This is a genomic window from Dietzia maris, from assembly GCF_014144855.1.
In the GTDB taxonomy this organism is placed as follows: Bacteria; Actinomycetota; Actinomycetes; order Mycobacteriales; family Mycobacteriaceae; genus Dietzia; species Dietzia kunjamensis.
Genome location: NZ_JAALDN010000268.1, coordinates 1 through 12,108 on the forward strand (window position 1 = coordinate 1; position 12,108 = coordinate 12,108).

Below are 12,108 nucleotides of genomic sequence, written 5' to 3' on the forward strand. Positions count from 1 at the left end.
AGCCGCTCGATCCGAGGACTTCCATGAGCAACCGGTAGGCCTCGCACGCCGTCTCGGTCCCGTACACCTTGGTCGCCGACGCGGCGATGCGGGTGGGCGCGGCGGTGCCCGCGGAGACGATCTCCCAGTTGCGCAGGGCCAGGTACTCGGCCATCGCGTGGACGCGGGCCAGGTGGGTGCGCACCCACTCGTTGTCCATGACGGTGCCGGCCCCGGGCATGCCGACGTCCGCCGAGCGGGTGGTGCGCGCCCACTGCACGACCTGCCGCAGTGAGGCCTGCAGCGGCCCCGCCGAGGTCAGGGCGACGCGCTCGTGGTTGAGCTGGTTGGTCATGAGCGGCCAGCCGCCGTGCTCGGGGCCCACGAGGTTGCTCGCCGGGACCACCACGTCCTGGTAATAGGTGGCACTGGTGTCCGGGCCGGCCATCGTGTGGACCGGGGTCCACGAGAAGCCCTCGGCGTCGGTGGGCACCATGATCATGGAGATGCCCTTGTGGCGCTTGGCGTCCGGATCGGTGCGCGCGGCCAGCCAGATCCAGTCGGCGTACGCCACCAGCGACGTCCACATCTTCTGACCGTTGATCCGGTACACCTCACGGCCCTCGTGCTCACCGGTCCCGGGCTCGCGGACCGCCCGCGTGCGGAGCGACGCGAGGTCGGTGCCGGAGTCCGGCTCGGAGTAGCCGATGCCGAAGTGCAGCTCACCGCGGCTGATCCGGGGCAGGAAGTAGTTCTTCTGCTCGTCGGAGCCGAACGCCATGATGGTGGGCGCCACGGAGTTGATGGTGAGGAACGGTACCGGGACGCCGGCGATCGCGGCCTCGTCGGTGAAGATGAGTTGCTCGATCATCGGCCGGTTCTTCCCGCCGAATTCTTCGGGCCACCCCAGGGTCAGCCAGCCGTCTCGGCCCATCTCCGCGACGATCTCGCGGTACGCGTCGCCGTGCCCGTACTCGCCGGTGGTGGAGGTGAAGGCCTCGCGTCGTTCAGGGGTCATCAGTGCCGAGAAATACTCGCGCAACTCCCCGCGCAGACGTTCCTGGCCGGTGGTGTAGGTGATGTCCATATGCCCTAAGCTCATCGGTGAGTGGAACACGTTCTAGTGTCGTGTCTCACATAGTATCCAACCATCTCGCGGCCATGGTGGCCGTGGGTGCGACCGAGGAGGACGGCATGAGGATTGAAGTCGATCCCGACCGCTGCGAGGGGCAGGCCGTGTGCGTCGGCCTGGCGCCGAAGGTCTTCGAGCTGAACGACGACGACGAGGTCGTGCGTGTGATCGTCGACGAGGTCCCCGAGGACCTGCAGAAGCGCGCACTCAAGGCTGTGGAGAAGTGCCCGATGGCCGCGCTGAAGGCTGCGGAGTGACCGCGGGGATGGGTCGGGAGAAGCTCGACGCGGACCTCTCACTCGACGGGCGGGTCGCCGTGGTCACCGGGTCCGGCTCGGGTCTCGGCGCGGCCGAGGCTGTCGAGCTCGCCAGGTCGGGCGCGGCCGCGGTGGTCATCAACGACATCCGCGCCGGTGAAGCCGCGGACGCGGTGATCGCGGACATCGAGGCGGCCGGAGCCAAGGCGGCACTCGTCGTGGGCGACGTCTCCGAGCGGGAGACAGCCGACGCCATGGTGGCCGAGGCCCTCAAGCTCGGTGGGCTGCACGTGGTGGTCAACAATGCCGGGATCACGCGCGACAAGATGCTGTTCAACCTCTCCGACGAGGATTTCGACGCGGTCGTGAAGGTGCATCTGCGCGGTCACTTCCTGCTCACCCGCAATGCGGCCGCCCACTGGCGCGAGGAGAGCAAGAAATCCGGGGGGCCGGTCTACGGCCGGCTCATCAACACCTCGTCGGAGGCGGGGCTCTTCGGCCCGCCCGGCCAGGCCAACTACGGCGCGGCCAAGGCCGCGATCACCGCGCTGACGCTGTCCGCGTCGCGGGTGCTGGAGCGCATCGGCTGCACCGCCAACGCGATCGCCCCGCGCGGTCGCACCGGGATGACGGAGGCGGTCTTCGAGCCCTGGGACCCCTCCGAAGGGCCGGATCCGCTCTCGCCGGACCGGGTCGCGGACCTCGTGTCCTACCTGGCCTCGCCCGCTGCTGCGCACGTCACCGGTCAGCTGTTCGTGGTATACGGCGGGATGGTGGCGCTCGTGGAGGCGCCCGTCGTGGAGAAGAGGTTCGACGCGGAGGGTGGCGTATGGGACCGTCGCGAGTTCGCGGATGCGATCTCCGGGCACTGGTCAGGACGCCCGGAGGGCAAGTCCTTCTCCGCTGCGGAGATCATGAAGCTCTGAGTGGCGGGCCCGTCCCCGGCGTGATCGACGTCGATCGCGCCGGGGACGACTTATTGGTGTGTCGGGCGTGTTAGATTCCCCCGACGCGAGCTGGCAGGGGCACCGGTCGGGGGGATGGGGAAGCCCTTGTCAGATAGAACGTGTTCTAGCTACTATGTAATCTGGGTCACGATGAACCGGTCACTTGTTCAGTTTGGTGTGACCGGGGGATGAAAGAAGACAGGAGGGGGGCGATATGGCGAGAGTTCTCGATGCGCCGCTTAAGGGAGTCGGCGATTTCGTCGCCATGAGTCTCGACACGTTCGTGTCCTTCCCGTCGATCGTGCGGCAGGGCCGGGAGTTCGTCGAACAGTCCTGGTTCATCGCCAGGGTCTCCATGATGGCCACCATCCTGGTGGCGATCCCGTTCACCGTCCTGGTGAGCTTCACGCTCAACATCCTGCTCCGCGAGATCGGTGCGGCCGATCTGTCGGGGGCGGGGGCCGCGCTCGGCGCCGTCACCCAGGTCGGTCCCATGGTCACGGTCCTCATCGTGGCGGGGGCCGGGGCCACCGCCATCTGCGCGGACCTCGGGGCCCGCACCATCCGCGAAGAGATCGACGCGATGGAGGTCCTCGGGATCGACCCGGTCAAGCGCCTGGTCGTCCCCCGGGTCGCCGCGTCCACCTTCGTGGCGCTGCTGCTCAACGGCCTGGTGTGCACGATCGGCATCCTCGGCGGTTTCCTCTTCTCGGTTCTTCTGCAGGGCGTCAACCCGGGCGCCTTCGTAGACGGGATCACCCTGCTCACGGGCCTGGGTGAGCTCATCCTGGCGCAGATCAAGGCCGGCATGTTCGGCATGCTGGCCGGGCTCGTGGCCTGCTACAAGGGCCTCTACGTCCGGGGCGGGCCGAAAGAGGTGGGCAGCGCTGTGAACGAGACCGTCGTCTTCGCCTTTATGGCCCTGTTCGTCGTCAACACCGTGCTCACGGCGGTCGGCGTCAAGGTCCTGGGGGCGTGAGGTGGCCGTCATCGAGACCACCCGGTTCCCGCATCTCGCGCGGGCCCGGCACCACACCGTCGGCAGGGCCGACGACTTCGGCGGCATCGCCCTGTTCTTTTGGCGAGCACTGCTGGCCACGCCGCGGGCGCTCACCCAGTACCCGAAGGAGACACTGCGGCTCATCGCCGAGATCGCCATGGGAACGGGTGCGCTGGCGATGATCGGCGGCACAGTGGTGATCGTCGGGTTCCTCACCCTCGCCACCGGCGGCGTGATCGCGGTCCAGGGCTTCTCCTCGCTCACCGACGTCGGGGTCGAAGCGCTCACCGGCTTCTTCGCGGCGTTCATCAACGTCCGCATCGCCGCACCCGTGATCGCTGGCATCGGGTTGGCCGCCACCATCGGTGCCGGCGCGACGGCCCAGCTCGGGGCGATGCGGGTGTCCGAGGAGATCGACGCGCTGGAGGTCATGGCGATCGACTCGATCACCTACCTGGTCTCCACCCGGATCGTCGCCGGGATGATCGCCGTGGTGCCGTTGTACTCGCTCGCCGTCATCGCCTCGTTCCTGGCGAGCCGGTTCGCGACCGTGCAGATCTATGGTCAGTCCGGCGGCGTCTATGACCACTACTTCTCGACGTTCCTCATCCCCACGGACATCCTGTGGTCCTTCGTTCAGGCCATCGCGATGGCCATCGCGATCATGCTCATCCACACCTACTACGGCTACAACGCCGCCGGCGGTCCCGCCGGCGTCGGCTCGGCCGTGGGCAACGCCGTCCGCACCTCGCTCATCGCGGTGGTGACCGTAACCCTTCTCTTCTCCCTCGCGATCTACGGCGGAGACGGCAACTTCAACCTGTCAGGATAGGAGGCGGACGTGGCGAGAACTGTGAGTCAGAGCGATACGGTGCCCAAGCGCATCGCGGCGACGGTGCTGGCGCTCTTCATCGTCGTGGTGATCGCGCTCTCCCTCCTGATGTTCGCGAGGGTCTTCGACAGCCGGGTGCCGTTGACCGTCCGCAGTGATCGCGCCGGTCTGGTCATGGAGGCCGACGCCAAGGTGCGCGCCCGCGGTGTGGAGATCGGCAACGTCAAGGACATCCGCCAAGAGTTCGGCGGGGCGACGATCGAGATCGAGGTCGATCCCGCGGCGCTGGAGGCCATCCCCGCCAACTCCCCGGTGACGATCGGATCCAACACAGTGTTCGGTGCGAAGTCCGTCGACTTCGAGTCCCCGATGCGGCCGGACCCGACGCCGCTGGCCGCGGGCACCGTCGTCGAGGCGTCCAATGTCACCGCCGAGGTCAACACACTGTTCCAGGACCTGACCGACCTGCTCATCGCGATCGAGCCGGAGAAGCTCAACGCCACCCTCGGCGCGGTCTCCGGGGCGGTCGACGGGCGCGGTGAACAGGTGGGGCGCACGATCACCGACTTGGGCGACTACCTGCAAGAGATCAACCCGCAGATCGACACCCTCCAGAGGGACCTGGCCAAGGGGTCGCGGGTGGCCAACCTCTACGCCGACGTCACCCCCGACATCATGCGCCTGCTCGACTCCGGCACCGATGTCGGCGCCAACGTCGTCAACAACCAGGCGCGGTTCGAACAATTGCTGGTCTCTGCGATCGGCACGGGCGAGACCGGCAAGCGCCTGCTGTCCGAGAACGGCAACGAATTCGTCAAGACGCTCTCGGACCTGCGTGCCTCGACCAGCCTGCTGGCGGAGTACCACCCCATGCTCACCTGTCTGATCGTGGGCCTGAACCAGGGCGTCGAGGGCGCCAACTCAGCCTTCGGCGGCGAGGACCAGCCCGGCCTGGTATTCAAGTCGGGGTGGCAGCAGGGGGCGCGAGCGTACGAGTACCCCAAGGACCTGCCGAAGGTCAACGCCAGCACCGGACCCAACTGTTACGGCCTCCCGTTCCCGGACCCGGAGGTCCACGCCCCGTTCGTCGTCACCGACACCGGCTCGAACCCCGTGGAGGGCATGCCCGACGTGTTCACCACTCGCCCCGCCCCGCTGTTCGGCCCGTTGCGGCCCACCGAGCCTGGTCGTCCCGCGCCCCCGACGCTGCTGCAGGTCATGCTCGGCATGGACGGGGAGGCCCCGTGACCGCCGGGCGCTCGGCAGCGCGAAACGCCCGTCTCACCCTGATCAAGCTGGCGATCTTCACCACGGTGATGGTGCTGGTCCTGGCCGGTCTGGTCATGGTCTTCAGCGAGTACCGCTCCGGCGCGTCCGAGAAGTACAATGCCGAGTTCACCGACGTCTCGGGGCTGGAGTCTGGGGATAAGGTGCGCATCGCGGGAGTGGAGGTGGGCCGCGTCGACCGGATCGCACTGGCGGACGGGAACACAGCCGCGGTCCGGTTCTCCGTGGCCGGGAACCAGGTCGTGCACGCTAGCACCGAGGCGATGGTGCGGTACGAGAACCTGACCGGGGACCGCTATCTGGAACTCAACCGGGGGGAGGGGGATCAGTCTCCGCTCGAGGCGGGCGAGACGCTGCCGATCTCGCAGACCTCCCCGGCTCTGGACCTCGACGCGTTGCTCGGCGGGTTCCGTCCGTTGTTCAGGGCACTCGACCCCGGCCAGGTGAACCAGCTGTCGGAATCGATCGTCAAGGTATTCCAGGGCGAGGCCGGAACCGTGCAGGACCTGCTCGCCTCGACGTCGTCCCTCACTCAGACACTGGCTGATCGGGACCAGCTCATCGGAGACATCATCACCAATCTCAACGGGGTGCTCACCACGGTGGCGGACAACCAGTCCAACGTCGATTCGATCGTCGACGACCTCCAGCAGCTCGTCTCTGGTCTGTCGGCGAACTCCGAGCCGATAGGCGAGTCCGTCGAACGCCTCAACGACGCCAGCGCCAACATGACCACACTCCTGTCCGACGTCCGCCCGGCCCTGCGCGAGGACGTCGCCCAGATCGACCGGGTGGCGACACTCATCAACGAGGACGAGCCGTTCGTCGAGAACGTGATCAACCGGCTCCCGTCCGACTTCGAGAAGATGGGGCGCTTGGGCGTGTACGGCAGCTTCTTCCAGTTCTATCTCTGTGGTGTGATCGTGCAGGTCACCAACCCCGTGACCGGCAGGGGCGTGTACCTGCCCCAGTACGAGCAGACGACGGGACGGTGTGCGTTCCCCGATGAGTGACACAATAGACGGGACCCCGCCGAAGGCGCCCCGAGGACAGCTCCGGTTCCGCGACCGCGACCCCAAGACGATCGGTGTCTGGGGAGCCGTGGGGGCCGTGGCGTTGATGGCGATCTCGCTGAACTACGACCGGATCCCCTTCGTCAACGGGCTGCGGAACGCCACGGCGTACGTGGCCGACGCAGCCGGGCTCAACACCGGTGACGAGGTGCAGGTGGCCGGGATGAGGGTCGGTTCGGTGCGGAAGATCGAGCTCGACGGGGACAGGGTCAGGGTCCGCTTCGACATCGACACCGACGTCGCGCTCGGCGCGGACACCTCCGCCCAGATCAAGACCGACTCGATCCTCGGCCGGCGTGCGCTCGGGGTCTTCTCTGACGGCCAGGGCGAGCTCCCCGCCAACATCATCCCGCTCGAGCGGACCTCGGTCCCGTACTCGCTCACCGCCGCGCTTGGCGACCTCAGCAACACCGTCGAGGCAATGAACACGGACAAGGTCGACGAGGCGCTGACCGTGCTCGCCGAGACCATGGAGGGGTCCTCGCCTGAGATCAGGGGAGCGCTGGACGGGATCACCAGGCTCTCGCGCTCTCTCAACGAGCGTGACGAGGGCGTACGGCAGCTCCTCGACAAGGCCGCGGGGACCACCGACATTCTCGGGCAGCGAAGTGACCAGATCAACCAGCTCATGGTGGACGGCAACGTGCTGTTCACCCAGCTCGACCTCCGGCGAAGGGCCCTCAGCGAGTTGATTGTCAACATCGACGAACTCGCCCGGCAGCTCTCGGGGGTGGTCCAGGACAACGAGGCACAGCTCGGACCCGCCCTGGACAAGTTGGAGCAGGTGTCGGATCTGTTGATCCGCAACAAAGAGGACATCGATCTGGGGCTGCGCCGGATCGTGCCGTTCTCCACGGCGCTGAGCGAGGCCGTGGCGTCCGGACCGTGGTTCAACGCCTACATATCCAACTTGTCGATCGGTCATTACCAGCAGACCATCCTGCGCGACCTCATGCCTCTCATCGACGACCGCGTCCAGCCCGAGCCCGGACTGGTGCGCGAGCCGACGCTGCCGGCCGTACCGGGTCTGACCCTGATGGACGAGCACCCCGGCTGGGGCGAGAAGAGGTTGCCCCGATGAGTCGACTGTTCTCGTCCACACTGTCCAAGGTCGTGGCCCTCGTCGTCGTCGTCCTCCTCGTGATTGCCACGGTGTGGTTCTTCTCCACCCGGACCAAGACGATCATCGCCTTTTTCGAATCCACCCGTGGCGTCTACGAGGACGACACCGTCCGGGTGCTCGGGGTGCGTGTCGGACGGATCTCCGAGATCACCTCCGAGGACGGCAGGTCCAAGGTCACGATGAAGGTCGACCGGGACGTCCCGGTCCCCGCCGACGCCACCGCGTTGCTCGTGGCACAGTCCCTCGTGGCCGAGCGGTTCATCCAGATCACCCCCGCCTTCACGGGCGGCGAGGAGATGCCGGACGGCGGCACGATCCCCGTCGAGCGCACCGCGATCCCGGTGGAATGGGACGGGGTCAAGGAGCAGCTCATGAAGCTGTCCACCGCCCTCAGTCCCGTTGGTGACGAGGAGACGGGCCCGCTCGGCGAGTTCGTCGACTCGGCCGACGCGATGCTCGACGGCAACGGTGCGGAGGTCCGCGACGCCCTCAACGAGGTCTCGCAGACCATGGCGCTGCTCTCGGACGGGCGAGAGAACCTCTTCACCACCCTCAAGAACCTGCAACTGTTCGTCACCGCGCTCTCACAGAGCGAGGAGCAGATCGTGTCCTTCGGGGGGAGGCTGGCCAGCGTGTCGCAGGTGCTCGGAGACCAGACGGGCAACATCGATGCGGCGCTGAGCGATCTCGACCTGGCGGTGACCGACATCAACCGGTTCCTTGACAACAACGGGGAACGCGTGACCACTGCTGTCGACAAGCTCGGCCAGGCGACCGAGGTGGTGCGCGACCGGCGGGCCGAGCTGGAGGGAGTGCTCCACGTGGGCCCCACCGCCATGGCCAACTTCTACAACATCTACCGGCCGTACCAGGGCGTCCTCACCGGGGTGTTGACCATGAACCAGATGGCCAACCCGACCAACTTCATCTGCGGTGCGATCGCGGGCCTGGCCAACAACACCGCCGAATCCGACGCACAGCTGTGCGCCCAGTACATGGGCCCGCTGTTCAACTCGCTCGCCTCCAACTACCCATACGGCGCGGTCACCCCGCCGATCACGCCCACCGCGGAGCCCCAACAGATCTGGGACTCGCAGAAGCCAGGGACGCAGACCCCACCGGGTGTGCAGCCGGTCTCCGACCGGCCCGACCCGCTGATCAACGTGGTCAACAAGGGCGACAACCTCACCGACACCTTGCTCGTGACGGGAGATGCGTAGATGTTCCGCAACCGACCCAGTGGCCGAATTCTGACGGCAGGTGCACTCGGCGCCGTCGTGCTGCTCTCCGGTGCCGGATGCACCTGGGAGGGTCTCAACTCCCTGCCGCTACCCGGTGCGCAGGGCAGGGGCGAGGGTGCGTACGAGATCACCCTTGAGATGCCCAACGTCACCACCATCACCCGCAACTCCCCGGTCCGAGTGAACGACGTCAACGTCGGATCGATCACGGACATGCAGGTGGAGGACTACACGGCGATCGTCACGGTCTCGCTCAACGAGGATGTCCGGCTCCCGGCCAACGCGCATGCGAAGATCGGGCAGACCAGCCTCCTGGGGTCGCAACATCTCGAGATCTTCCCGCCCCCGGACGGCGAACCCGAGGGCTCGCTCTCCGACGGGGACGTCATCCCGTTGGCCCGCGCCGGTGTGTACCCGACCACCGAGCAGACGCTGTCGGCGCTGTCGGTGGTCCTCACCAACGGCGGACTGGCCCAGTTCGAGACCATCTCCCGCGAGCTCAACACCGCGTTGGACGGTCGCCAGTTCGAGGCCAAGGAGGTCATCTCCCAGCTGGAGACCACCGTCAGTGGTCTCGACCAGCAGCGGGCCGACATCATCGCGGCCATGGACGGTCTGGACCGGCTCTCGCGGCAGATCAACGAGCAGAACGACACCCTGGCCAAGGCGCTGGGTCAGATGCCCGAGGCCGTCGCGCTGATCAACGACCAGAAGCAGGAGCTGACCACAGCAATGGTCTCGCTCGGGGATTTCGGCAACAAGGCCAACCAGGTGATCGACGCCGGTGGTGGACAGAACCTGGTGGACAACCTCCGCGACATCACGCCGGTCCTCGACTCGCTAGCCAACGCCGGGCGCGACCTGACCCGGGCGCTGAGCGTGCTCATCACGTTCCCGTTCCCGCAGGCGGGCATCGACAACTTCCTCCGCGGCGACTACGCCAACCTGTACATCCACGCCGACACGACGATGCCGCGTCTGTCGGAGACCTTCCTCCTGGGCACCGAGTTCGGCAACCGTATGGCCGGCCTCGAGGGCTATGTGGGCCTCGCGCCCAATCCGCTGGCCGGCGCGAACCCGTTCTCCCTTGAGATCCCGCGGCTGGAGCACTCGGGCGAGGAGCCGTTCGCCGAACTGCCGCCTGAGCCGGAATCCGGTGCCCCGACCGAGGAGGCCCCCCGATGACCCGGTTCGTGCGAATCCAGCTGACCATCTTCGCCGTGGTGACGGTTCTCTCCCTCTCGGTGATGTCGGTCTCGTACCTCAAGCTGCCGACTGCGTTCGGCTGGCAGCGCACCGATGTCGCACTGCAGATGCCGGACACCGGTGGGCTCTACAAGAACGCCAACGTCTCCTACCTGGGCAATGTGATCGGGAGGGTCGACGCGGTCACCCTCAAGCCCGGTCACGTCGTGGCCGAACTGCACTTCGACACGCGGGCGGAGGTCCCCGAGAACGTGCGTGCGCAGATCCGGAGTGTCTCCGCGGTCGGAGAGCAGTTCGTCGAGTTAGTGCCTGAGGGCGAGCCCGTCGGCGAGATGGCCGACGGCACCGTGCTCGGCGAGGACCGGGTCGACATGCCCCAGGGGATCGGCCCCGTCCTGGACCAGGCCACGGTGCTCATGGCGTCGATCGACGACGGCAAGATGCGCCGCGTCATCTCTGAGTCGTTCGACGCGTTCAACGGTTCCGAGCGGGAGCTCCAGCAGTTCCTGGACTCCGCGCAGCTCCTCCTTGAGGAGGCCCAGCGCAACACCGGGGCCACCCGCCAGCTGATCGCCGACGCCGAGCCGGTCCTGGACTCGCAGCTGCGCTCATCGGACTCGATCCGTGCCTGGACCCGGAACCTCGCAGACCTGACCGATCAGCTCCGGGTCAACGAGCCCCAGCTGACCTCGATCATCCAGCGCGGCCCGGACTCGCTGGCCCGGGCGACCAGGGTCCTCAACGATCTGCAGCCGACCATGCCGGTGCTGGTCGCCAACCTGGTGAGCGTCGGCGAGGTTGGCGTGGTCTACAACCGCTCCATCGAGCAGTTGCTCGTGATCTACCCGGCCCTGGTGTCCTCGCTCATCACCGCGATCAACGGCGCCAAGGACACCGGTGAGATCAAGGTGGATTTCAACCTCCAGATCAACGAGACCCCGCCGTGCACCACCGGCTTCTTGCCGGCGGACCAGCGGCGGTCGCCCGCCGACCTGTCCGTGCCCCCGCTGATGAACGGCATCTACTGCAAGGTCCCCAAGGACTCCCAGACGACCGTCCGTGGAGCCCGCAACCTGCCGTGCATGGAGTATCCCGGTCGGCGGGCGGCGTCGCCCGCCGAGTGCGCGGCGAACGACTACCAGCCCGAGGGGATCAACCCCCCGGACACGAGCGAGGTCGGTCCGCCCGGGAACAACCCGAACGGGTGGAACGTTGTGCCGTCGTCCGACACCGGTGAACAGGAGATCCGCACGTCGGCCGCGATGTACGACCCGTCGACGGGCGAATACCTGGGCGCCGACGGCAAGACGTATCGTCAGCTCAATCTCGGTGATGCCGGACGACTCTCGGCGGACGCCGACCTGGCCGACATCCTCACGAACGGAGTGACCTAGTGCCACAGCCGGACGACAACCCCGCCGACCGTGGGCGCCCCTGGCTCACCGTGACCGCGGTGGTCGCGGCGGTCTGCCTCGTGGCCGCCGTCGTCGCGACGTCGCTGTGGCTGGGTGAGCGGAACTCGGCGGCCTCCGTGCGCGCCGACCGGGCCTCCGCGACCGAACTGGACGCCTCGTACCGTGACTTCGCGACGACTGTGATGACCAAGCTCATGACCATCAGGCAGGAGACGCTGTCGGAGGACGTCGACGAGATCGTCGGCCTGATCGACGGCGATTTCTCGGAGCAGTTCGCGCCTCGCCGCGATTCGTACGAGGACGTCGTCAAGACCACCAATGTCGTCGCCGACGGTGTGGTGTCCGCCGCCGCCGTCGAGCACTCCTACCCCGACCGGGCCGAGGTGATCATGGCGATCGACCAGACCATCGGCAACCCGAAGTCCGATGAGGACCAGGACCGCCAGTACCGTGTGCGCGTGACCGTGAACCGACACGACGACGGCGAGATGAAGGTCACGGGGGTGAACTTCATCCCATGACCACTCCCGACTCCGACATCCGCGCCACCCGTCGCGCCCAGCGCGAGGCCGAACGCGCGGCCCGCGCCCAGCGCAAGGCCGACGCCGCCCGCGAG

The 12,108-nt window shown here is 67.2% G+C and carries 12 protein-coding genes; 11 read left to right on the forward strand and 1 reads right to left on the reverse strand.

Annotated features, from left to right (window positions below; all coding sequences use genetic code 11):
• Positions 1-1,066, reverse strand: a 1,066-nt coding sequence (locus G6024_RS09305; protein ID WP_159148559.1) for an acyl-CoA dehydrogenase family protein, incomplete at its 3' end; no start/stop codon positions are given.
• Between the two features lie 107 nt (positions 1,067-1,173).
• On the opposite strand from G6024_RS09305, the gene G6024_RS09310 reads away from it, so the two are divergent.
• The 11 genes from G6024_RS09310 (at position 1,174) to G6024_RS09360 (ending at position 12,013) form a co-directional block, all read left to right on the forward strand.
• On the forward strand, positions 1,174-1,368 hold the full coding sequence (locus G6024_RS09310) for a ferredoxin (RefSeq protein WP_067712138.1): 195 nt from the start codon (positions 1,174-1,176) through the stop codon (positions 1,366-1,368).
• 8 nt (positions 1,369-1,376) lie between these two features.
• Positions 1,377-2,294: a 3-oxoacyl-ACP reductase gene (locus G6024_RS09315; protein WP_159148561.1), complete on the forward strand. Its 918-nt coding sequence runs from the start codon at positions 1,377-1,379 to the stop codon at positions 2,292-2,294.
• A gap of 235 nt (positions 2,295-2,529) precedes the next feature.
• Positions 2,530-3,294 carry an MlaE family ABC transporter permease gene (locus tag G6024_RS09320; RefSeq protein ID WP_067711895.1) on the forward strand — a complete coding sequence of 255 codons (765 nt, stop codon included), beginning with the start codon at positions 2,530-2,532 and terminating at the stop codon, positions 3,292-3,294.
• Position 3,295: 1 nt separating this feature from the next.
• On the forward strand, positions 3,296-4,147 hold the full coding sequence (locus tag G6024_RS09325) for an MlaE family ABC transporter permease (RefSeq protein ID WP_067711897.1): 852 nt from the start codon (positions 3,296-3,298) through the stop codon (positions 4,145-4,147).
• Positions 4,148-4,168: 21 nt separating this feature from the next.
• A complete protein-coding gene (locus G6024_RS09330) occupies positions 4,169-5,395 on the forward strand; it encodes an MCE family protein (protein ID WP_235027837.1) in 1,227 nt (408 codons plus the stop codon).
• Complete coding sequence (locus tag G6024_RS09335; RefSeq protein ID WP_159148560.1) at positions 5,392-6,447, forward strand: MCE family protein; 1,056 nt, start codon at positions 5,392-5,394, stop codon at positions 6,445-6,447. Before G6024_RS09330 ends, G6024_RS09335 begins: the two co-directional genes overlap by 4 nt.
• Positions 6,440-7,588 carry an MCE family protein gene (locus G6024_RS09340; protein WP_067711903.1) on the forward strand — a complete coding sequence of 383 codons (1,149 nt, stop codon included), beginning with the start codon at positions 6,440-6,442 and terminating at the stop codon, positions 7,586-7,588. Before G6024_RS09335 ends, G6024_RS09340 begins: the two co-directional genes overlap by 8 nt.
• Entirely contained in the window at positions 7,585-8,850 is a 1,266-nt protein-coding gene (locus G6024_RS09345; RefSeq protein ID WP_067711906.1) for an MCE family protein, read from the forward strand. The genes G6024_RS09340 and G6024_RS09345 overlap by 4 nt, the downstream gene beginning before the upstream one ends.
• Positions 8,851-10,056 carry an MCE family protein gene (locus G6024_RS09350; RefSeq protein ID WP_067711909.1) on the forward strand — a complete coding sequence of 402 codons (1,206 nt, stop codon included), beginning with the start codon at positions 8,851-8,853 and terminating at the stop codon, positions 10,054-10,056. It begins immediately after the preceding gene.
• Positions 10,053-11,471: an MCE family protein gene (locus tag G6024_RS09355; RefSeq protein WP_067711912.1), complete on the forward strand. Its 1,419-nt coding sequence runs from the start codon at positions 10,053-10,055 to the stop codon at positions 11,469-11,471. The genes G6024_RS09350 and G6024_RS09355 overlap by 4 nt, the downstream gene beginning before the upstream one ends.
• Positions 11,471-12,013, forward strand: a complete 543-nt coding sequence (locus tag G6024_RS09360) for an Rv1363c family protein (protein WP_067711915.1) — start codon at positions 11,471-11,473, stop codon at positions 12,011-12,013. Before G6024_RS09355 ends, G6024_RS09360 begins: the two co-directional genes overlap by 1 nt.
• The last annotated feature ends 95 nt before the right edge of the window (positions 12,014-12,108 follow it).